21 protein-coding genes, 3 tRNA genes and 1 pseudogene are annotated in these 19,795 nt (G+C 60.0%); 13 read left to right on the top strand and 12 right to left on the bottom strand.

What is annotated here, in order from left to right; translation table 11 throughout:
- The first annotated feature begins 32 nt into the window (after positions 1-32).
- Together L901_RS22225 and L901_RS22220 are read left to right on the top strand one after the other, a co-directional pair.
- Positions 33-266, top strand: a complete 234-nt coding sequence (locus L901_RS22225; protein WP_059760330.1) for a hypothetical protein — start codon at positions 33-35, stop codon at positions 264-266.
- Positions 235-762 (top strand): DUF6714 family protein, encoded by a 528-nt coding sequence (locus L901_RS22220; RefSeq protein WP_059760328.1) that lies wholly within the window; start codon positions 235-237, stop codon positions 760-762. Before L901_RS22225 ends, L901_RS22220 begins: the two co-directional genes overlap by 32 nt.
- Positions 763-839: 77 nt before the next feature.
- On the opposite strand, the gene L901_RS22215 is transcribed toward L901_RS22220, so the two are convergent.
- From L901_RS22215 to L901_RS27535, 4 genes are all read right to left on the bottom strand, one after another.
- The gene (locus L901_RS22215; protein ID WP_059760326.1) at positions 840-2,048 is read right to left on the bottom strand and encodes an ABC transporter permease; all 1,209 of its coding nucleotides are present in this window, start codon (positions 2,046-2,048) and stop codon (positions 840-842) included.
- Positions 2,038-2,757 (bottom strand): ABC transporter ATP-binding protein, encoded by a 720-nt coding sequence (locus tag L901_RS22210; protein ID WP_059760324.1) that lies wholly within the window; start codon positions 2,755-2,757, stop codon positions 2,038-2,040. Before L901_RS22210 ends, L901_RS22215 begins: the two co-directional genes overlap by 11 nt.
- A gap of 14 nt (positions 2,758-2,771) precedes the next feature.
- The gene (locus L901_RS22205; protein ID WP_059760322.1) at positions 2,772-4,073 is read right to left on the bottom strand and encodes an efflux RND transporter periplasmic adaptor subunit; all 1,302 of its coding nucleotides are present in this window, start codon (positions 4,071-4,073) and stop codon (positions 2,772-2,774) included.
- Between the two features lie 221 nt (positions 4,074-4,294).
- Complete coding sequence (locus L901_RS27535; protein ID WP_183044089.1) at positions 4,295-4,576, bottom strand: hypothetical protein; 282 nt, start codon at positions 4,574-4,576, stop codon at positions 4,295-4,297.
- Between the two features lie 256 nt (positions 4,577-4,832).
- On the opposite strand from L901_RS27535, the gene L901_RS22195 reads away from it, so the two are divergent.
- Entirely contained in the window at positions 4,833-5,294 is a 462-nt protein-coding gene (locus tag L901_RS22195; RefSeq protein ID WP_245289684.1) for a hypothetical protein, read from the top strand.
- Positions 5,295-5,426: 132 nt separating this feature from the next.
- Here the strand turns inward: L901_RS22195 and L901_RS22190 are convergent.
- Together L901_RS22190 and L901_RS22185 are read right to left on the bottom strand one after the other, a co-directional pair.
- Positions 5,427-5,503, bottom strand: a tRNA-Arg gene (locus tag L901_RS22190).
- A 48-nt stretch (positions 5,504-5,551) separates the two neighbouring features.
- Positions 5,552-5,857, bottom strand: a complete 306-nt coding sequence (locus L901_RS22185; RefSeq protein ID WP_059760316.1) for an ETC complex I subunit — start codon at positions 5,855-5,857, stop codon at positions 5,552-5,554.
- A 266-nt stretch (positions 5,858-6,123) separates the two neighbouring features.
- Between L901_RS22185 and L901_RS22180 the strand changes: the two genes are divergently transcribed.
- Positions 6,124-6,200: transfer RNA gene (locus tag L901_RS22180), tRNA-Pro, on the top strand.
- 53 nt (positions 6,201-6,253) lie between these two features.
- On the opposite strand, the gene L901_RS22175 is transcribed toward L901_RS22180, so the two are convergent.
- Positions 6,254-7,396 carry a ceramide glucosyltransferase gene (locus L901_RS22175; protein WP_059760471.1) on the bottom strand — a complete coding sequence of 381 codons (1,143 nt, stop codon included), beginning with the start codon at positions 7,394-7,396 and terminating at the stop codon, positions 6,254-6,256.
- Between the two features lie 212 nt (positions 7,397-7,608).
- Positions 7,609-7,878, bottom strand: a complete 270-nt coding sequence (locus L901_RS22170; RefSeq protein WP_003522644.1) for a DUF982 domain-containing protein — start codon at positions 7,876-7,878, stop codon at positions 7,609-7,611.
- Between the two features lie 213 nt (positions 7,879-8,091).
- Between L901_RS22170 and L901_RS22165 the strand changes: the two genes are divergently transcribed.
- The gene (locus L901_RS22165) at positions 8,092-8,340 is read left to right on the top strand and encodes a BON domain-containing protein (RefSeq protein ID WP_003522642.1); all 249 of its coding nucleotides are present in this window, start codon (positions 8,092-8,094) and stop codon (positions 8,338-8,340) included.
- Positions 8,341-8,400: 60 nt separating this feature from the next.
- On the opposite strand, the gene L901_RS22160 is transcribed toward L901_RS22165, so the two are convergent.
- Together L901_RS22160 and L901_RS22155 are read right to left on the bottom strand one after the other, a co-directional pair.
- Positions 8,401-8,883 (bottom strand): DUF192 domain-containing protein, encoded by a 483-nt coding sequence (locus L901_RS22160; RefSeq protein ID WP_059760314.1) that lies wholly within the window; start codon positions 8,881-8,883, stop codon positions 8,401-8,403.
- Complete coding sequence (locus L901_RS22155; RefSeq protein WP_059760312.1) at positions 8,883-9,461, bottom strand: cold-shock protein; 579 nt, start codon at positions 9,459-9,461, stop codon at positions 8,883-8,885. The genes L901_RS22160 and L901_RS22155 overlap by 1 nt, the downstream gene beginning before the upstream one ends.
- A 192-nt stretch (positions 9,462-9,653) precedes the next feature.
- Between L901_RS22155 and L901_RS22150 the strand changes: the two genes are divergently transcribed.
- Positions 9,654-10,094, top strand: a complete 441-nt coding sequence (locus L901_RS22150; RefSeq protein ID WP_059760310.1) for a VOC family protein — start codon at positions 9,654-9,656, stop codon at positions 10,092-10,094.
- A gap of 156 nt (positions 10,095-10,250) precedes the next feature.
- Positions 10,251-11,525, top strand: a complete 1,275-nt coding sequence (locus L901_RS22145; protein ID WP_059760308.1) for a YcbK family protein — start codon at positions 10,251-10,253, stop codon at positions 11,523-11,525.
- A 286-nt stretch (positions 11,526-11,811) separates the two neighbouring features.
- On the opposite strand, the gene L901_RS22140 is transcribed toward L901_RS22145, so the two are convergent.
- Positions 11,812-11,887, bottom strand: a tRNA-Lys gene (locus L901_RS22140).
- Positions 11,888-12,169: 282 nt separating this feature from the next.
- On the opposite strand from L901_RS22140, the gene L901_RS22135 reads away from it, so the two are divergent.
- Together L901_RS22135 and L901_RS22130 are read left to right on the top strand one after the other, a co-directional pair.
- Complete coding sequence (locus tag L901_RS22135) at positions 12,170-12,916, top strand: cytochrome c biogenesis CcdA family protein (protein ID WP_003523449.1); 747 nt, start codon at positions 12,170-12,172, stop codon at positions 12,914-12,916.
- 34 nt (positions 12,917-12,950) lie between these two features.
- Positions 12,951-13,889, top strand: a complete 939-nt coding sequence (locus L901_RS22130; protein WP_059760306.1) for an AEC family transporter — start codon at positions 12,951-12,953, stop codon at positions 13,887-13,889.
- Here L901_RS22130 and L901_RS22125 read toward each other — a convergent pair.
- Entirely contained in the window at positions 13,873-15,081 is a 1,209-nt protein-coding gene (locus L901_RS22125) for a UbiH/UbiF family hydroxylase (protein ID WP_059760304.1), read from the bottom strand. The genes L901_RS22130 and L901_RS22125 overlap by 17 nt on opposite strands.
- A gap of 209 nt (positions 15,082-15,290) precedes the next feature.
- Between L901_RS22125 and pcsA the strand changes: the two genes are divergently transcribed.
- The 4 genes and pseudogenes from pcsA to L901_RS22105 all read left to right on the top strand — a co-directional run bounded on the left by pcsA (position 15,291) and on the right by L901_RS22105 (position 19,784).
- Positions 15,291-16,016 carry a phosphatidylcholine synthase gene (pcsA, locus tag L901_RS22120; protein WP_035263562.1) on the top strand — a complete coding sequence of 242 codons (726 nt, stop codon included), beginning with the start codon at positions 15,291-15,293 and terminating at the stop codon, positions 16,014-16,016.
- A gap of 211 nt (positions 16,017-16,227) precedes the next feature.
- A pseudogene (locus tag L901_RS22115) lies at positions 16,228-17,783 on the top strand (ABC transporter ATP-binding protein).
- Positions 17,773-18,864: an ABC transporter permease gene (locus L901_RS22110; RefSeq protein ID WP_059760302.1), complete on the top strand. Its 1,092-nt coding sequence runs from the start codon at positions 17,773-17,775 to the stop codon at positions 18,862-18,864. The pseudogene L901_RS22115 and the gene L901_RS22110 overlap by 11 nt, the downstream one beginning before the upstream one ends.
- Positions 18,864-19,784 (top strand): ABC transporter permease, encoded by a 921-nt coding sequence (locus tag L901_RS22105; protein WP_059760300.1) that lies wholly within the window; start codon positions 18,864-18,866, stop codon positions 19,782-19,784. Before L901_RS22110 ends, L901_RS22105 begins: the two co-directional genes overlap by 1 nt.
- Positions 19,785-19,795: the final 11 nt, after the last annotated feature.

Genomic DNA, 19,795 nt, shown 5'->3' with positions numbered 1-19,795 from the left:
CTGGCAGGATTGATCGTGGGGAGTGAACCGGGATGGACATCAGTAGCGCCTCGATTGATATCTGGACGATAGGGCTGATCGTCGCCAGCGTCGTGGCTGGCCTGACGCTGATTGCCGGTATTGTTTGCCTTGCGTTTTACCGGGAGGAGATAAAGGGATCTGCGGCATCCAAGGGTGACGCGTTGAATAGTCCCGCGCTCGAACGGACCGAGGGTGGAGACTGGCCGACAGTGCATGGTGACGGGAGTGGGGGAGCGCATCATTGAACAGGCAGACGATTTGATGAGGTCGCAACCCGATAATATCGCGAATGCGAAAGCCGCGGTGCGAGACGCATTCGCGGGTGTTACCCTGGGTGGGGGCGTCGGCCTCGCCGAGGCGCAGGCGCTTGACGATTATGCGAGCCATGACGTCCGCGCCGCATGTCGTGCTGGCGATGAGAAGAATGATTGGGCCGCGATCCCGCTGAAGGATCTCAACAGACATTCCGGCAGCCCCGCTTTCCTTGATGCTGAAGGAATGCGATTTCATCTGCCCGCCTATATGATCGCCGATCTCGATGGCGACTACAGGCACGAATTCGCACCCTATTTGCGCGGACGCCAGGAGACGTTTTCCTTACTGACCCCTTTGCAACGGAATGCCGTGGAAATGTATCTACGCGCCATCAGCGAGAAGGAAAACCTGCCGTCCTGTCAGGACGACATAGAGCGCGCGCTCGAAGAGTGGGTGGATAGTGCACGCTCCCCGGTGAGCGACTGAAGCGGATCGGGTCAATCCCCGGGAAGAGGTTGCCGTTTCTTCTCACACAAAGCCGGTTGCGGTTTGAACGCCGGCTTTCATTCATGCCGTAAGGCTTCTATCGGGCTCAGGCTCGCCGCCCGCCGTGCCGGGAAGTAGCCGAAAATCACCCCGATGGCCGCCGAAAAGGCGAAGGCGAGGAAGATGATCGACGGGCTGGTGACGAAAGGCACGTTGAGATAACCGACGACGGCATAAGCAAGGCCGAGGCCGGTGAGGATGCCGACAAGGCCGCCGAAGGCCGACAGCATGACGGCTTCCACCAGAAACTGCGTCAGTACCTGTTTTTCCAGTGCGCCGATGGCAAGGCGGATGCCGATCTCGCGGGTGCGTTCCGTCACCGAAACCAGCATAATGTTCATGATCCCTATACCGCCGACCAGAAGGCTGACGGCCGCGACCGCGCCGAGAAGCCCGGTCAGCAGCGTCGTCGTGCCGGTCATGGCCGAGGCGATCTGCGTCATGTCGTTGACGGTGAAATCATCCTCGCGGCCGATGCCGATGCGGCGGCGCTCGCGCAGCAGGCTCTGCAGGTCGCTCTGCACCTTGGCAGTCGAAACGCCATCCTGCGCCGAAACCATGATCGAGGAAATGGTGGTGGTGCCGCCGATGCGCCGCTGATGGATTTTCAGCGGCATGATGATCGTGTCGTCCTGATCGTCGCCGAGGCCTGACTGGCCTTTTCTGCCCAGCACACCGATGACGGGGCAGGAGATATTGCTGACGCGGATCGTCTGCCCCACCGGGTTTTCCGCGCCGAACAGTTCCTGCCGCACCGTTTCGCCGATGATGCAGCCGATCTGGCCGCCGCGATCTTCGGCGGGCTGGAAATCGCGGCCGAGCGCGATGGTCCAGTCCTGCGCGATCAGATAGTCGTTGGTGGTGCCGATAACGCTTGTCTGGTGGTTCTTGCCGCCGAAAATGACGGTTGCGGCGGAGCTGCGGTTCTGCGGTGCGACGGCACGGATGCCCGATATCTGGTTGCGGATGGCCTCGACATCGCGGTCATCGAAGCGCTTGGCTTCGGTGCTGGCCCTTCCGGGGCCGAACTGGCCGGGGCGAACGAACAGCATGTTGGTGCCGAGCCGCGAAAGCTCCGATTTCACCTGTTCGGTCGTGCCGTTGCCGATGGTGACCATGGCGATGACGGCGGCGACGCCGATGACGACGCCGAGCACGGTGAGGAAGGAGCGCAGGAGGTTGCGGCTGATGGCGCGCAGCGCAAGACGCGACGTTTCAAAGAACATCGGCGGTCTCCTTTTTGTCCGTCGCGCTGTCTGAAGCGAGATGGCCGTCGACGAAACGCAGGAGGCGTCCGGCATGGGCGGCGATATCTTCTTCATGGGTGACCATGACCACCGTTATGCCCCTGTCGCGGTTGAGTGCGGTGATCAGTTCCATGATTTCGACACTGGTTTTCGTATCGAGATTGCCGGTCGGCTCGTCGGCCAGAAGCAAAGCGGGGCGGGTGACGATGGCGCGGGCAATGGCCACGCGCTGCTGCTGGCCGCCGGAAAGCTCCTGCGTGGTGTGGTCCTCGCGGCCTTTCAGGCCCACCTGCGCCAGCGCCTCCATGGCGCGCGCACGCCGCTCCGAGGCCTTCATGCCGCGATAGATCAGTGGCAGCTCGACATTCTCCACCGCCGAGGTGCGCGAGAGAAGGTTGAAGCCCTGAAACACGAAACCCAGCATATGCCGGCGCAGCAGCGTCAGATGTTCGTTGTCGAAGCCGCTGGTCGGCACGCCCTGGAACAGATATTCGCCTGATGTCGGCACATCCAGACAGCCGATGATATTCATCGAGGTGGATTTGCCGGAGCCGGACGGCCCCATGATGGCGACGAATTCCTTCTCATGAATGGAGAGGCTGACGCCATCGAGCGCGCGGATGGTCGCTTCGCCGCGGCCATATTGCTTGACGACATCGCGGAATTCGATGAGCGGCGGCTGTTGCATGGGCTTGTCCTCCGTCAGCCGGCGTTGCGGGCCGTGGCGTCGGTAATCACCTGGTCATCGGCTTTCAACTCGCCCGATTTTACCACGGTATGCTGGCCGTCGGTGGAACCGGTTTCGATGGCGACGGAGACTGGCGTGTTGTTGCGCAGCACCCAGACCGTCCTTTTGCCGGCCGCAGCCGCCTGGCCGGCATCGCGGTTCTGCGAGCGGCCCATGCGCGGCGGGCGGAACAGGCTCATCAACCCGCCGCCACGGGAGGCGGATTCGCGCGGCGGCGTATAACGAAGCGCGGAATTCGGCACCAGCAGCGTATCCTTGATTTCCTCGACGATGATATTGGCGGTCGCCGTCATGCCGGGGCGCAGCAGCAGTTCCTCATTATCGACCGTCAATATGCCCTTGTAGGTCACGACGTTGGATACGGTTTCCGAGGCGAAGCGCACGGTCTCGATCTCGGCCGGAAAGCTGCGGTCGGGATAGGCGTCGACGTTAAAATTGGCCTTCTGACCGGTCTCGACCTTGCCGACATCGGCCTCATCCACCGAGACCTGCAATTCCATGTGGCGCAGATCGCCGGCGATGGTGAACAGCACCGGGGCATTGAGCGAGGAGGCGACGGTGGCGCCGGGATCGACGCTGCGGGTGAGGATGACGCCATCGATGGGCGAGACGATCTTGGCCTTGCCGAGATTGACTTCGGCAAGCCTCAGATCCGCTTCCGCCGAAAGCACGGTCGCCTCGTTGACTTCGAGCGTCGCGGCAGCCGCATCATGGGTGAACTGTGCGGCGTCCAGATCCTGCTGGCTGGAGACCCGGTTCTGCACCAGCGATTTCAGGCGCTCCATGGAGGTTTTGGCCGAACCGAGATCGGCGTGCGCCTTCAGCACATTGGCCTTGGCGGAGGCAAGCTTGGCGCGGGCGCTCTGGACATCGGCTTCGAGCTTGTTGGTATCCAGTTCCGCCAATACGTCCCCGGCCTTCACCGGGCTGTTATAGGTGACGTTGACCTTGCGCACGGTGCCGGAGAGTTCGCTCGATATATCGACCTGATCCGTCGGCTGAACCGAGCCGGTGGAGGTGACGATGACCGAGAGATCGCCCTGACGCGCCGTTTCGGTGGTGTAGCTATAGGCGACACCTGCCGCACGTGACTGATAATAATAACCGAGGCCCCCGCCAATCAGCACAATGGCTGCTGCGGCATAGAGATAGCGACGCGACTTTTTCTTGCGGCCGTTTCTGTTCGTTCCCAGAATCTCGCGCAGATCGGGCTGGCTGTTTTCGGTATCGCTGCCACTCGTATTGGCGTCATTCATTCTCGTCACCCGCAAAGTTCAAAATACTACAGAGGGTTGTCGCCGCTCTCCGGTTTGTCCGTCCATCTGTCGCTGTTGTATTCCTCTGATTGTGGGAAGTGACATAGCTTGCCCCAAGGGTGAAGTGAAAACTTGGTAATATTTATGATAGTTCTGGTCTGTTAGAGATAAATCCGGGAAGATCGATGCCATAAACGCGGCTGAGCTTTCAGCAGCGATAGTCAGGACGAAGATAGAATGAACGACAATGTGGTGAAGTTCCGCAAACCGGTGCCGCCGAAAAAGCCACGCGAACCGCTGGGACCGAAAGCCAGGAAGGCTTTGACGATTGCGGCTGTCATCGCGTTTTTTGTGGCGGTGTGGGGGTATTTCACATTGATGGGGCAGGGGTAGGCGCGTCTTTCGAGGGTACATGAACCGCGAATCTGCACGACCGGAAGCGCAGTCACCTCCTGCATCTGGGCGCTTTGCGACAATTGATGCCGCCAGTTATCTTCGGTCATTGAATAGAGCCGCCTCAGTACGGTCATTTAATCTTGATCGATTCCACGGTATTGTTCGGCATAGCAGTAGCGCCACGGTCGGGGGGACAAAATGGGGCGGGCGGTTTGGGCTATCGCAGTGGGAGTTTTGGTAAGTCTCGGCGCGTTTATGGTGCTTAGCCTGTTAGGCGTTGGGGTTGGCTGGTGGTTCTTAGACGCAATTGCCCCAACCGTATCCGGTGTGACCAAAAACACGAATACGGGAGAATGGGGGCGAATGCTTCTCTTGCCGTTGTCCATGACCGTGGGCATCGTCTGCGGAGCTCTCGTCTTTGACCCAGGTATGTCTAGCAAGACAGAGGCGATCGTGGTTTCGATCGTGTTTTTTCTTCTCGTATCTGTCTCCGGAATAAACTTCTGGTCGAATGACAGCCTGATAAACGTGAACGCTCAGTTGGTGATCGACGTTTTCTTGAGCATTTCTGCTCTGGCCGTCATCATCCTGCTGCTTCGGTGGGAACCAACGCGTCCGACGACGCTGGCTGTCCAGAGAGTTGCGTTATTCCTGATAACTGTCTTTGGGTTCGTCTTGCCCCTATTTTACGGAACAAGCCTATTGCTGCAGGGGATGGGTTTCGAAGGTGAGTTGAAAACGATCTCCGACTTTATCGGCTTCATCTCCGCCGCATTGGGACTGGCTGTGGCAGCCGCGCCAAATCTGTTAGCGAAGCGTAGCTGATCCTCACCCTTGCGACAGGTGTCGGCCCCCCTCATGAGGGGCTTATTGCAAACCGAATGAGTCCAGAGGTGCCAGACGCTGAGTTTCGGAGTCCTTGAGATAATCCGGACGTATCTGGCGTTGCAGAAAAGATGGCGACCCCTGCAGGACTCGAACCTGCGACCTACTGCTTAGAAGGCAGTTGCTCTATCCAGTTGAGCTAAGGGGCCGTCATGCCGGGCAATCGATACTCCGGCAAAAACTTTGATCGTCGTGTTTCAGTGCGTCCAGGGCTGGGTGCGGTTGAAACGGAAATTGTCGGTGTAGGAAACCACCTTGCGGGTCGCTTCCTTCGGCTGGATGACGCGGTATTCGATGCCCTTGCGCTGGGCATAGGCTTCGGCCTGTTCCTGCGTCTCGAATGTCAGCTTGAGCTGCTGCTTCATGTCGGAACTGGAGGTGTAGCCCATGATCGGATCGATCTTGCGCGGAACCTCGGCGTCGAATTCCAGAACCCAGACATTGATCTTCGCCTTGCCGGATTGCATGGCGGTTTTTGCAGGGCGGTAAATCTTCGCAGACATGTCGAAACTGCTCCGGTTGGACAGCGGGGCGAAACACCCCGAATTATTCATCACGTACCTGAATAGAATAACCAAATCGTGTCAGGAACGTTGAATTTGAAATGGACTGACTTCAGGTGAGAGTCAAGACGATTATCCCCTTGCCGTCCGATCCTGCGCCGCCGTTTCGAGGTTACGTTTTGCTCATCGGGGTCGTTGCCGAACAAAGATGAATTTCCCTGTTGCGGACTGCGGGTGAACCGTGTATTCCCCAGCCATCGCCTCGGCGGAGTGTAGCGCAGTCTGGTAGCGCATCTGGTTTGGGACCAGAGGGTCGGGAGTTCGAATCTCTCCACTCCGACCATTTTAAAGCAAAACATCAGCTTTCCGGCGTAACTTATTCCAAATAGCAGTGATTTATTCCGCGGACGGACCGGCCAGAGTGCTCTCCGCCGTGCCGATCGTCATGACATTGCCGCGCCATGCCACCGCGCTGCCGATCCAGCTTCGCGCCCAGACGACAGGCATGATCATGTCGCGGGCGATCATCGCCGGCAGCGTATGGAGCGATACCGGCCAGCGGTTGAGGGCCGCAAGTGCAAGTTCCGGCACATACATGAGGGCGAGGATGGCAAAGGCGGTTGCGGCGAGGTTTACATCCATCATGGCGGCGGCGGCGAGCGCGAAGAGGAGCGGGGGAAGTGCGCCGGTGAGGATTTCAGGCGCGAAATATTGCGGGAAGGTCACGCGTCGCAACCGCGCCCAGCGGGTCTGGCGCGACCAGATCTCGCTGGCATGGCGCTGGCCGAGAGGTTGTTCGAAGGGGGCGCAGACCAGATGCACCTTGCGGCCGGCGCTTCGCACCAGCTTCGTCGAGGCTGCGTCTTCTGCGATTTCAGCAGCCAGCGCGCGAATGCCGCCATTGTCTTCCAGAAACGGCTTGTTCCACAACATCGACTTGCCCTGTGCGAAACCCATGCCGATGGCTTCCGCCGCATATTGCCAGCGGCCCTGCGAGCCGTTGAGGAAGGCGCATTCCACATGCGCCCAGAAACCCGCAGGCCTTGACCCGAGCGGCGGCGAGCAGACGAGCCCGCTATCCTGCCGCCAGGCCGACATCATGGTCGCAATATAGGATTTCGGCATCAGCACGTTCGAATCGGCCAGAATCACCCATTCATGCCGGGCGGCCCGCCAGCCCTTGACGCAATTGTTCAGTTTCGGATTGGCGCTGATGCGGTCATCGCCAATGAGCAATTGCATGGAAACCGAGGGGAAGGCGGCTTGCGCTTTGCGAACTTCTTCGATCACCGGATCGAATTCATCGGCGACGCAGAACAGCAGCTCATAATCGGGCCAGTTGAGTTCGAAGGCGCGCGACAGCGTCAGGGGCGTGAAGTTCTCCACGCCGCGCAGCGGCACCACAAGCGAGACAGGCGGCTTTTGCCGGACAAGATCGTTTTCCGCGTCCCGTCTCGTCAGTCGCCAGCCGGCCAGAACGATGCCGAGAAGATTGAAGCCGAGGAGCAGAATTGCGCAAAGGGCAAAGACAGTTTCCATGCTGGCCAGTTCCACTCCCAAGCTTTTGGCGGTCTGCGCGCCAATCGATTCCATGGAATTCGTCTCTGCCGATTATAACGTTTGCGTGACAGTTACATGTCATCATCGGCCGGTGTGCAGGCTGCGCCGTGTATGGAAGTGTCGCAGAAGCCGCGCGCAAAAGAAAAGCCCTCCGCATAGAAGGGCCCAATCGTCATGACGGTCGATGAATTTTAGTGGACGTTCAGGATATGGGCATGACTGCTTGCGATGAGAAACGATTCCCGTGCTTTCTCGATGTCGCATCTGCCAGCGATGGCATCGAGGCAGTTCCTGCGCGCCTCTTCATATTCCGGCCCGTGTTCCTCGGGCCAACGGTACATCAGCATGTCCAGCGCCACCAGCGGGCTGTAGATTTCCACGGCGACGCACAGCGGCAGATGGATCGCCACCGGCTTCATCCACGAGGCGTGGTGACACGGCTCCGTTCTGTTAATCAGCATGTCATTCTCCTCCCTGTTTTACCTGCCTTGAAGGTCTTTCATTCTCCCATGCGCGAAATGCCCGCCTCACGAAATGGTTCCCGATCACCTAAAATGTGATCGATCAGGGGGTTCCAATTTTCCAAGATGAATGGAAGATGAACAAATAGATGAACCGGAGATGAACAAAACCGCCCTCAGGGCGTTGTTATGTCCATAAGAAGGAGAACGCATATGTTCAATTTGTCAGGCATTCAGGAAAGCTTCTTCGGAGACCGCATGGCCGGCGTATGCCAGGCAATCACGTCGGCTCTGGCCTTCGAATCGGGTCTCGAGAAGTCGCGCATTTCCGCAACCGTCGAAAATGATGTGATCTATCTGGAAGGCACGGCCGATTCGGTCGAGGCGATCGACATCGCCATCAACCTTGCCGCTTCCATTTCCAATTGCCGGATTCTGAGCCATATCGAGCCGGTCTACTGAATATTGCGCCAGCCGGGCGAAACCTCGTCCGGCTCATTCAGACGCAATAACGCGGCAACGTCATTTCCGGTTGCCGATTTGCGCGCTGCGAACCATATCGCCCGGCTTGATGCCATAGCGCTTCGCAGTGCCGCCATTCAGTTCAAGCACAAATTTTACTGGCCCGCGGGAGCTGATGATCGCTTCCGAATGCGGAACCGCGTTTTCGTGAATATGGGTAATGCGGCCGTCACGGCCAATGAAAAGCATGTCGAGCGGAATAAGCGTGTTCCGCATCCACATGGCGACGTCACGCGGCTCACCGAAATCGAACAGCATGCCGTTTTCAAGCGGCATGCTCTTGCGGAACATAAGGCCCTGTTCGCGCTGGGCATTGTTCAGCGCCAGTTCGGCAGTGAAATCGTGGCTCTTTCCCCCGGCGGTTTCAATCTGCAGCGGTTCGGAGGTGAATGTCTGCTGTTGCTGAGCCTGGGCGGCGGCGGCCAGCGTGAAAAAAAGAAGCGCCATAACGGCGCTTTTCACCATATGGGGCAGGGCGGACATCAATGCGACATCCCGACGGAAACCGGGTTGTCGGGGTGGATTTCCGCCGCCATCAGGCCCTTGTCGCCATCGCCGTAACGCACCAGAACCACCTGGCCGGGGCGAAGCTCCGTCAGGCCGAAACGGCGCAGGGTTTCCATATGCACGAAAATATCTTCCGTTCCTTCGCCGCGCGTCAGGAAGCCGAAACCCTTGGTGCGGTTGAACCACTTGACGATGGCGCGCTCAAGTCCGCTCGAAGGCGTTACCTGCACATGGGTGCGCACCGGCGGCAGCTGCGAGGGGTGAACGGCGGTCGACTGGTCCATGGACAGGATGCGGAACGCCTGGAAACCGCGGTCGCGCCGCTGGATGAGGGCGACGATGCGCGTTCCTTCAAGAATTGTCTGGTAACCGTCGCGGCGCAGGCAGGAGACGTGCAGCAGCACATCCTGTGTGCCGTTGTCGGGGACGATGAAGCCGAAACCCTTGGCGACATCGAACCACTTCACGACACCGGTAATTTCGGTCAGGTCCACGGCATCGCCCGAAAGGTCCTCGACATCGACTATCGTTTTCGATGACATCCTATCAGCCATATCCTGCCAACCCCTCGATTACGCGCCATACACCGGTCAACTGATTCCTGTGCGCCAGATTAACATCTTGGTAACGGTTTCACGCAAGCCCTAGTTTTTGATTTACGCAGCTGCTTTTATGTCGCCGTCCTTGTCCGGGGCTTGCCATCATGCGTTTAACGGCTCCGGACCCGTGTAATGGAGAGGAAGAAAATGCGGTATCTGCACACAATGGTTCGCGTCAAAGATCTTGGCGAATCACTGAAATTCTATGGCGACCTGCTGGGTCTTGAGGAAATACGCCGAATCGAGAACGAAAAAGGCCGATTCACTCTGGTGTTTCTTGCGGCGCGCGACGACATTGCTGCGGCGAAGGAAAACAAGGCGCCGTGTCTCGAACTCACCTATAACTGGGATACCGAGGATTATACCGGCGGCCGCAACTTCGGCCATCTGGCTTACGAGGTCGACAATATCTACGATTTCTGCGCCCGGCTTCAGCAGAACGGCATCGTCATCAACCGGCCGCCGCGCGACGGACACATGGCCTTCGTGCGCTCGCCGGATGGTATTTCCTTCGAAATTCTGCAGAAGGGCGAAAGCCTCGCACCAGCCGAACCGTGGATATCTATGCAGAATACCGGTTCCTGGTAGGGATTTTCCGGTGAGCAGCGGCGTTTTCGGGTGCTCTTGCCTTGTCCCGAGGGGATGAGGCATAGTCCGCGAATCGAAACGGCCAGTCCCGTTTTGGGGAAGCACACGCGCCCGTTCCCGTGCTGCTGTTGGAAATGCAAGATACGGAGGCCACCCATGACAACTGTCGAGAGCGCGAAAGGACGCCTGGTCCGTCAGCGTCTCGTCATCGCGGTTTCGCTGCTCGGGCTTTCCGGATGCGTTTCGGCGGTGACCGACGACGAGATGGCGGCGGCGACCAAAAAGCCGGAAATTTCCGCACAACAGAAGCCGCAGACCGCCGCTTCAACTGCCGCGGCCGGCGCGCAACAGGGACATTATGTGGATCCGGCCGTTGCATCGGCGACCGGAGCGGCCGCGCCAGCCCAGCCGCAGGCATCGGGCGGCCCGGCGCAGGCCTATGGCGCCGCCCCCGATATCGGCGGATTGACGACGCAGCCAACGGCGATCTCCGCAGGGACGACAAGCATTTATTCCACCGCATCTGCAGCAGCAGCGCCTGCCGGTGCCGCAGGGGCGCCGGGCATAGCCACTGCTGCGGGCGCTTCTTCCCAGAGAATCGTTCCTGCCGTCAGCAGCGTCTATTCGGCGCCGGTGCAGGCGGCGCAGCCGCAACCGGTGGCGGCGCCGGCTCAGGTCCCGCCAGCCGCACAGGCGCCGGCGGAACAGCACAGTGAAAATCGTCAGCCGGTTCCCGTACCCGTGCCGCAGTCGGCATCGGAACAGCTCGCGGCCGTTGCCGCGCAACCAGCCGTGGACGCCAGGGCGGGGGGCGAGGGGCAGGAAAGCGAGGGTAAGGGCGTGACGCTTGCGGCATTTTTCGCCGGTGCGGCCAAAAAGCGCCTGCCTAAAATGATTGAAAGCGGCACGGCCGGCAATACGCAGGTCGCCGCATTGCCCGGAGTTTCGGACGGGACGATGGGCATCGCCCTTTCCGGCCGTTCGATGATGTCCGACGAATTCGACGACGCCCATCTCGATGAGGAGGATGACCAGCCGACCGGCCTGATGAAGCTAGCCTCGCTCTCCGGTCTCACCCGCGTCGCCCCGAACGGGCTTTTCCTGCAGACGGACCGTGTCGAAGTCGGCTGTTTCAAGCCGGAACTGGTGCGGATGATCAAGGATGTGGAGCGCCACTACAACAGCCCGGCGATCGTTACCTCGGGCTATCGTCCGCCGAAGGGCATAAGGCAGGGCTCAAAGCACTATACCTGCGATGCCGCCGATATCCAGATCAAGGGCGTCTCCAAATGGGAGCTTGCCACTTATCTGCGTTCCCTGCCGGAACGCGGTGGCGTCGGCACCTATTGCCACACCGAATCGGTCCATATGGACACGGGTGAGCCAAGAGACTGGAACTGGCGCTGCCGGCGTACTGCCGCGCGCAAATGATCTCCTGATTGGATTTGCGGGAATATCAAATCCCATGATTTCCGGGGCTGAGACTTTCGACCTGAGGAACTATTCCAAGCGATTGAAAGCGACTGCCCGGTCATGCCGGGACGCTGGCACATGAGCCGGTGGCCCTAATCGCAGCGGCTGTTCTGAAATCCGGGCTTGCGGTGGATATCGTTATTTTACGCCCGGAGACTGCGGGCGAATCTTTTCCATTCCCGCCGGAGTTCGGTCACCTTCGGCGCTAACTCTTTGTGAAATATCAGAAAATTGTATTTGAAGGTGGTGAGAGCGCAGGGATTCGAACCCTGGACCTACTGATTAAAAGTCAGTTGCTCTACCGGCTGAGCTACGCTCTCCCGTGTCGGGGCTTGGCTGCCCTTCGGAAGTGCGCGGAACATAGGTAGAGCGATCCGTTCGGTCAACCCAAAAAAAGCGGTTTCGACAATCAATCCGGTTTTTTTTGTCGCACCCCCGAAAAGGTGATTGGAGAGAGGGGGCGGCTGGGGATAAAACCGGCTTCAGACATGTCGGCCGGACGGGTGAAATCCTTTTGCAGCAATGACATGCACGAAAATGAAGCGTGAAGTGCCGGCGAAGCTCGAGAATCGCGGCGGCTTTGCGGAATGCGGAGTTCTTTCTTGTCGATTGCCGATATTTCCCTGTTCAGCGCGCTTCTGGCCGGCGCTCTTTCGTTTCTGTCGCCCTGCGTTCTGCCGCTGGTGCCGCCTTATCTCTGTTATATGGCGGGTGTTTCGGTCGAGCAGTTCAGGACGGAAGATACCGCGCCGCGGCCGGAGATTCGCAGGGCCGTGCTGTTTTCGGCCTTCTTCTTCACGCTCGGTTTCGCCACGGTCTTCGTGGCGCTGGGGGCAGGCGCCTCGACGATCGGCACGCTTCTGCGCCAGAATCTCGACATTCTCGCCAAGATCGGCGGTTTCATCATCATTCTGATGGGCCTGAATTTCCTCGGCGTGTTCCGCATCGGCCTGTTTTCGCGCGAGGCGCGGTTTCAGGGGGCGGGCAAGCCGGCGACGCTGTCCGGGGCCTATGTCATGGGTCTTGCCTTCGCCTTCGGCTGGACGCCCTGCATTGGCCCGGTTCTGGGCGCGATTCTAGGCGTCGCCGCCGCGCGCGATACGGTTGGCGACGGTGCGGCGCTGCTTGCGGTCTATTCTCTTGGCCTTGCGGTGCCGTTCTGGATCGCGGCGGCGTTTTCCGGCTCCTTCATGCGTTTCCTCGTCCGCTTCCGCCGCCATCTCGGCCTCGTGGAAAAGCTGCTCGGCGTATTGCTGGTGCTGACCGGTCTCGCTTTCATGTCCGGTTTTATCACCAATGTGGCGATCTGGTTCCAGGAGACCTTTCCGATCCTGATGCAAATCGGCTAAGCCTCCCGCTGGAGTTGCTTGCGGGGGAAACATAGTGACGGATATCGTCGGATTGCTGTTACCGTTTTTCGGCCTGATATTCATCGGCTACGGGGCGGCGCGCATCACGAAGCAGCCGGTCGAGGCGATGGGCTGGCTGAACACCTTCATCATCTATGCGGCGCTTCCGGCGCTGTTTTTCAAGCTGGTGTCGAAAACGCCGGTGGAAGAACTGGCGCGGATGGATTTCGTCGCGGCCAGTCTCGCCTGCACCTATGGTATTTTCTTGGCTGTGTTCCTGATCGGCCGGTTCGTGCGGAAAAACAGCCTTGCCGAAACCACGATCCAGAGTTTCGCGGCAAGCTACGGCAATATCGGCTATATGGGACCGGGGCTTGCACTTCTGGCGCTTGGCGAAAAGGCGGCGGTGCCGGTGGCGCTGATCGTCTGTCTGGAAAACGCCGCCCATTTCATCGTCGCGCCGGCGATGATGGCGGTTGCGGGCGGCGACAAGCGCTCTCCGTCAAAGCTTGCGCTGGACGTGGCGCGCAAGGTCATCACCCATCCCTTCATCGTCTCCGTCATCGCCGGCTTTCTCGCCGCCTCGCTGTCATGGCAGCCGCCGGAAGCGGTGCAGCGGCTGGTGGACTATCTGGCGCAATCGGCGGCGCCCTGCGCATTGTTTGCCATGGGCGTGACGCTGGCGCTTCGGCCGATGAAACGGGTGCCGGTGGAAATCAGCTATATCGTGCCGGCAAAGCTGATCCTGCATCCGCTCGCCGCTTATCTCGTGCTCTCGTCGCTCGGGCGGTTCGAGCCGGTGTGGATCTATTCGGCCGTGCTTTTGGCCGCGCTGCCGACCGCGACGAATGTTTTCGTCATCGGCCAGCAATATCACGTCTGGCAGGAGCGGGCGTCGGCAACGATCCTGATCTCGACGGTGCTGTCGGTCCTCACGCTGACCGGCGTGGTTTATTTTATCCAGCCTTTTTAAAGCTGCCGAACAGCAGCGAGGGCAGGGCCTTCAGCCCGCGGCCCGGTTCGATGCCTTCGCGCATGACCATGCTTCTAAGCGTGCCGATGCCGGAAAGCACGTGCAGGCCCGCCGCGCGCGCCATCTGCACCGGCAGGAGGTCGGAAAGCAGAGAGCGGTTCAGGAGATCGACGCTCAGCGTGCGGCTATAGACATCCGCCCGCCGCCTGCGGTCGAAGCTGCTGCCGGCATCGGCCGCAATCGGCCGGTCGGAGACGGCGCTCAGCAATTCCGTCAGCGCGATGATGTCGCGCAGGCTGAGGTTCAGCCCCTGCGCGCCGATGGGCGGAAAACCATGTGCGGCCTCGCCGATCAGGGCGATGCGGCCCTTGCCGAAACGATGCGCCGTCATGGAAGAGAGCGGCCATGCCTGCACGCTGTCCTCGACGATGACGGCTCCCAGCATGGATTGCATGCGCTCCTCGACCCGGAGGCTAAGCGCTTCCAGCGGCAGCGCCGTCAATTCCTCCGCCTGTTGCGGGGTGACGACCCAGACGAGGCTGGAGCGGTTGCCGGGCAGGGGAACCTGGGTGAAAGGGCCGGTGGGGGTGTGGAATTCCGTCGAGACATTGCCATGCGACCGGCTATGGCCGAAGTTCAAAACAATGGCTGTCTGCGGATAGGACCAGGATTTGACGCCGATGCCGGCTGCATCCCGCACCATCGATTTGCGGCCATCCGCACCGATAAGGAAATCGGCGGAGAGCGTTTCGCCATTCGCAAGCGTCACCGTCACGCGGTCGTTGCCGATGTCGATTGTCTCGGCGGACGTGTCGAGGCGGGTAATATTGTGTTCCTGCCCGACCGCTTCGCCCAGAACGCCGAGCAAAGCCTCGTTGGGGATGTTCCAGCCAAAGGCGTCCAGCCCGATTTCGGACGAACGGAACTGCACGGTGGGTGCACGCAGCAGGCGGTCGGTGCCGTCGATGATCTGCATGGTGGAAAGGCGTGCGGCCGAAGGCGCGATGCGCGACCACAGGCCGAGACGGTCCATGAAGCGGATGGACTGGTCCATCAGCGCCGTGGTGCGCTGGTCCTTCCTGTCGCTGGAAGGCGCAATGAGCGCCACGTGGCGGCCCGCCCGCGCCAGCGCGATGGCCGCGATCTGGCCCGCAAGTCCCGCTCCGGTGATGGCGATATCGAAGTGTCTCATGGTCCTGATCCGTTGTTATTTCCAAAGCATCATAAAGGCTTTGGTCGGGTAAATCCACTTCGGTCCCGGAACATCCGGTTGTGAAGATTCGTTGGTTGTGCCGCGATATTAGTCTTAGGATAAGCGGATTGAGCCGGTTGCAAAGCGTGGTGAATGGCCGCATACCGGAATGAACAGGCGGATGAAAAAATGGGGCACAGACGCTGACTATGAAAATTTTCAACTATAAGCGTGTTCCCTACGCGGAAATCCGCGCCTTTTCCGTCCATATGCTCACGGCTTCCGGTTCGTTCCTGGCTTTTCTCGGCGTGGTCGCCGCAGCCGAACACCGTTTCGTCGACATGTTCTGGTGGCTGGGGCTTGCGCTTCTGGTGGATGGCATCGACGGTCCCATCGCCCGCAAGGTCAGGGTGAAGGAAGTGCTGCCCAACTGGTCCGGCGATACGCTCGATAATATCATCGACTATGTTACCTATGTGCTGCTGCCCGCCTTTGCGCTTTATCAGAAGGGCATGATCGGCGAGCCGTTGTCCTTCGTGGCCGCCGGCATGATCGTGGTGTCGAGCGCCATTTATTACGCCGATATGGGCATGAAGACGGACGAATATTTCTTCTCCGGCTTTCCGGTGGTGTGGAACATGGTGGTGTTCACCCTGTTCGTCATGGACGCCAGCGCCACCACGGCGATGATCGTCGTTACCGTTTCGGTGTTTTTGACATTCCTGCCGATCAACTTCCTGCATCCGGTGCGGGTGAAGCGATTGCGGCCGCTCAATCTCGCCGTGGTCTTCATCTGGTGCGCGCTTGGCGGTTATTCGCTGCTGATGCATTTCGAAACCCCGACCTGGGCCGTGATCGGCTTTGTGGCGAGCGGCATCTATCTTTATTGCATCGGTGGAATATTGCAGTTTTTCCCCTCGCTCGGCGCGAAATAAGAAAAGGGTAAAGCCGTTTATTGCTTGTGCAAATTGCATTTAAGCGGCTTCTTTTTCAGTTGTGCGCAGCAGCAAAACCGTTATCAATAAGTTCTGATCGCGTATCATTGCATACTTTTTGGTGCGGGATTGGGAACAATTACCGCAACCGTTTGAAACGCCTCGAAGAAGGCATGACGGTTGGTGAGAGAGGGAACTCGTGACTGGAACTTTGGCGCCGGAGGCCGTGCCTCTCCTGTCCGTTCGCAAGCTGACCAAGCTGTTCGGCAATTTCGCCGCCTGCAACGGCATCGATCTCGATATTGCGCCGGGCGAAATCCACGCGCTTCTGGGGGAAAACGGCGCGGGCAAATCCACGCTCGTCAAGATGCTGTTCGGCGTTCTCGCACCGACCGAGGGCGATATTATCTGGCAGGGCCAGCCGGTTTCCGTCGGCTCACCCAGTGAGGCCCGCCGGCTCGGCATCGGCATGGTCTTCCAGCATTTCTCGCTGTTCGAGGCGCTGACCGTTGCTGAAAACATCGCCCTGTCGCTCGATCCGAAAATTTCATTGAAGGAAATCGCCGGGCAAGCGGAAACGCTGTCGCGCGCCTACGGTCTGCCGCTCGATCCCAATGCGCATGTGGCCGATCTTTCGGTCGGCGAGCGCCAGCGCATCGAGATCGTCCGCGCTTTGCTACAGAATCCGCGCCTCATCATTCTCGACGAGCCGACCTCGGTGCTGACGCCGCAGGAGGCCGATAAGCTGTTCGAGACGCTGGAGAAGCTGAAGGCCGAAGGCCGCTCCGTGCTTTATATCAGCCATCGTCTCGAAGAGGTGCAGCGTATCTGCGACCGCGCCACCGTTCTGCGCCACGGCAAGGTGACGGGCACCTGCGATCCGCGCAGGGAAACGCCGGCATCGCTGGCGCGCATGATGGTCGGCAGCGATGTCGCAAGCGTTTCGCGGGCCACGGGCGAGGCGCTGGGTGCGCCGCAGATCGAGGTCATGGGGCTTTCGGTCGCGCCGCGAACGCCTTTTGCCGTGGCGTTGAAATCGATTTCCATGACCGTGCGCGCCGGCGAGGTGCTGGCGATTGCCGGCGTTGCCGGAAACGGGCAGGGCGAGCTGTTCGATGCGCTTTCGGGCGAATATCCGGTCTATAATAACGATGCAATCCATCTGCGCGGCAAGCCGGTCGGCCGTATCGGCATCAATGGCCGCCGGCTGATGGGCGCGGGTTTCGTACCGGAAGAGCGCCACGGCCACGCCGCGGTTCCCGGCTTGAGCCTTTCCGACAATCTGCTGCTGGCGCGGGCGCGCTCCGACCGCAAGGCGTTTCTGACCGGCGGTTTCCTGCGCATCGTGCGTGGCTCAGTCATTAAGGCGGCGGCGCGGCGTATTTCGGAAACCATGGATGTGCGCAAAAGCGGGGCCGATCCGCTGGCCGGGTCGCTGTCCGGCGGCAACCTGCAGAAATTCATCGTCGGGCGCGAGCTTGACCGCCAGCCTGCCGTGCTGGTGGTCAATCAGCCGACCTGGGGCGTGGATGCCGGCGCTGCGAGCCGCATTCGCCAAGCGCTTGTCGACCTTGCCAAAGCGGGCTCGGCGGTCATCGTCATCAGCCAGGATCTCGATGAAATATTCGAAGTCGCCACCAATATCGCTGTCATCTCCGACGGCAAGCTGTCAGAGACCCATCCGTGGAAGACATGACGCTTGAAAAGATCGGCCTGCTGATGGGCGGCATCCACACACATTCGGGAGCCGCCCAGCATGCGCATTGAGCTTGAAAAACGGGCAGGGGTCTCGAGGCTTTTCACGCTGCTTTCGCCGCTTCTGGCGCTCACGCTGACGCTGCTCGTCGGCGCCATCATGTTCGCCATGCTCGGCAAGAACCCGCTGGACGCGCTTTACGCCTTTTTCGTCGAGCCGCTTTTGGAAGTCTGGTCGCTGCACGAGCTGGCGATCAAGGCCGCACCGCTGATCCTGATCGGCGTCGGCCTGTCGATCTGTTATCGCTCCAATAACTGGAACATCGGCGCGGAGGGGCAATTCACCATCGGCGCGATCACCGGCTCCATTCTGCCGGTGCTTTATCCCGACTGGCATTCGCCGCTGCTTTTGCCTTTGATGCTGGTGATGGGCGCCGTGGGCGGCGCGCTTTATGCGGGTATTCCCGCACTTTTGAAGACGAAGTTCAACACCAACGAAATCCTCGTCAGCCTGATGCTGGTCTATGTCGCGCAGCTTTTCCTCGACTGGCTGACGCGCGGCATCTGGCGCGATCCGGGCGGCTACAACTTCCCGCAGACAAAGCCCTTCAACGACAGCGCCGTTCTGCCGGAAATGCTGGCTTCGGGCCGGGCGCATTGGGGTTTCGTTTTCGCCATCGTCGCGGCCATCGCGCTGTGGTTCATGATGCGCTACATGCTGAAGGGCTTCGAGGTCACCGTGCTCGGCCAATCGGCGCGGGCAGGGCGCTTCGCCGGTTTTTCCTCCAGCCGCATGGTGTGGTTTTCGCTGCTGCTTTCCGGCGCGCTGGCGGGGCTTGCGGGCATATCGGAAGCTTCCGGCTCCATCGGCCATCTCCAGCCCAGCATTTCGCCGGGTTACGGCTTTACCGCCATCATCGTCGCCTTTCTCGGTCGTCTCAATCCGCTCGGCATCATCCTTTCCGGGCTGGTGCTGGCGCTGACCTATCTCGGCGGCGAGGCGGCCCAGCTTTCCATCGGCGTCTCGGACAAGGTGACGCGCGTGTTTCAGGGGCTGATGCTGTTCTTCGTGCTCTCCTGCGATACGCTGATCTTCTATCGCATCAGGGTGATCTTTTCCGGCAAGGCGCATCGTAAAGAAGGAGCGGCATGATGGATATGCTTCAGGCCATTCTCCTCACCGTCATCACCGCCGCCACGCCGCTCGTCATCGCCGCTTCCGGCGAGCTGGTGACGGAGCGCTCCGGCGTCCTCAATCTCGGTGTCGAGGGCATGATGATCATGGGTGCGGTCTGCGCTTTCGCGGCCGCGCATATGACCGGGTCTCCCTATCTCGGCATTCTGGCCGGCATTGCCTCGGGTGCGATTTTCTCGCTGCTCTTCGGTTTCCTGACGCTGACGCTCGTTGCCAATCAGGTGGCGACGGGCCTTGCGCTCACCATTCTCGGCCTCGGCGTCTCGGGCATGCTGGGTGAAAGTTTCGTCGGCCTGCCGGGTGTGAAACTGCAGCCCATCGTCTTTCCGCTGCTGTCGGACATTCCTTTCTTCGGTCCGTTGCTGTTCCGGCAGGATTTGATCTTCTACCTCTCCATCGCGCTTGTCGCCGGTATCGGCTGGTTTCTGTTCAAGAGCCGCACGGGCCTGAAAATCCGCGCCATCGGCGACAGTCACGCCTCGGCCCATGCGCTCGGCATCAATGTCATCCGCACCCGTTATCTCGCCGTCATGTTCGGCGGTGCCTGCGCGGGGCTTGCCGGTGCGCAGCTGTCGCTGGTCTATACGCCGCAATGGGTGGAAAACATGTCGGCCGGGCGCGGCTGGATTGCGCTGGCGCTCGTCGTCTTCGCTTCGTGGCGCCCATGGCGGGTGCTGGCGGGCGGTTACCTGTTCGGCGCCGTCACCATCGGCCAATTGCACGCGCAGGCCTTCGGCATCGGGGTGCCGTCGCAATTGCTTTCGGCGCTGCCCTATCTCGCAACTATTGTCGTGCTGGTCATCATCTCGCATAATCGCCGCACGACCTTGATCAATACTCCGGCGTCGCTTGGCAAATCCTTCGTGCCGGACAGGTGAAGCATTCTCAC

Source organism: Agrobacterium sp. D14, assembly GCF_001526505.1.
Taxonomy (GTDB): Bacteria; Pseudomonadota; Alphaproteobacteria; order Rhizobiales; family Rhizobiaceae; genus Agrobacterium; species Agrobacterium leguminum.
This window is presented reverse-complemented; position numbering and strand designations above follow the sequence as displayed.

Coding starts and splice junctions, on each gene's coding strand:
- L901_RS22225 (WP_059760330.1), top strand. CDS start 33: ATGGACATCAGTAGCGCCTCGATTGATATCTGGACGATAGGGCTGATC.
- L901_RS22220 (WP_059760328.1), top strand. CDS start 235: ATGGTGACGGGAGTGGGGGAGCGCATCATTGAACAGGCAGACGATTTG.
- L901_RS22215 (WP_059760326.1), bottom strand. CDS start 2,048: ATGTTCTTTGAAACGTCGCGTCTTGCGCTGCGCGCCATCAGCCGCAAC.
- L901_RS22210 (WP_059760324.1), bottom strand. CDS start 2,757: ATGCAACAGCCGCCGCTCATCGAATTCCGCGATGTCGTCAAGCAATAT.
- L901_RS22205 (WP_059760322.1), bottom strand. CDS start 4,073: ATGAATGACGCCAATACGAGTGGCAGCGATACCGAAAACAGCCAGCCC.
- L901_RS27535 (WP_183044089.1), bottom strand. CDS start 4,576: ATGACCGAAGATAACTGGCGGCATCAATTGTCGCAAAGCGCCCAGATG.
- L901_RS22195 (WP_245289684.1), top strand. CDS start 4,833: ATGCTTCTCTTGCCGTTGTCCATGACCGTGGGCATCGTCTGCGGAGCT.
- L901_RS22185 (WP_059760316.1), bottom strand. CDS start 5,857: ATGTCTGCGAAGATTTACCGCCCTGCAAAAACCGCCATGCAATCCGGC.
- L901_RS22175 (WP_059760471.1), bottom strand. CDS start 7,396: ATGGAAACTGTCTTTGCCCTTTGCGCAATTCTGCTCCTCGGCTTCAAT.
- L901_RS22170 (WP_003522644.1), bottom strand. CDS start 7,878: ATGCTGATTAACAGAACGGAGCCGTGTCACCACGCCTCGTGGATGAAG.
- L901_RS22165 (WP_003522642.1), top strand. CDS start 8,092: ATGTTCAATTTGTCAGGCATTCAGGAAAGCTTCTTCGGAGACCGCATG.
- L901_RS22160 (WP_059760314.1), bottom strand. CDS start 8,883: ATGTCCGCCCTGCCCCATATGGTGAAAAGCGCCGTTATGGCGCTTCTT.
- L901_RS22155 (WP_059760312.1), bottom strand. CDS start 9,461: ATGGCTGATAGGATGTCATCGAAAACGATAGTCGATGTCGAGGACCTT.
- L901_RS22150 (WP_059760310.1), top strand. CDS start 9,654: ATGCGGTATCTGCACACAATGGTTCGCGTCAAAGATCTTGGCGAATCA.
- L901_RS22145 (WP_059760308.1), top strand. CDS start 10,251: ATGACAACTGTCGAGAGCGCGAAAGGACGCCTGGTCCGTCAGCGTCTC.
- L901_RS22125 (WP_059760304.1), bottom strand. CDS start 15,081: ATGAGACACTTCGATATCGCCATCACCGGAGCGGGACTTGCGGGCCAG.
- pcsA (WP_035263562.1), top strand. CDS start 15,291: ATGAAAATTTTCAACTATAAGCGTGTTCCCTACGCGGAAATCCGCGCC.
- L901_RS22110 (WP_059760302.1), top strand. CDS start 17,773: ATGCGCATTGAGCTTGAAAAACGGGCAGGGGTCTCGAGGCTTTTCACG.
- L901_RS22105 (WP_059760300.1), top strand. CDS start 18,864: ATGGATATGCTTCAGGCCATTCTCCTCACCGTCATCACCGCCGCCACG.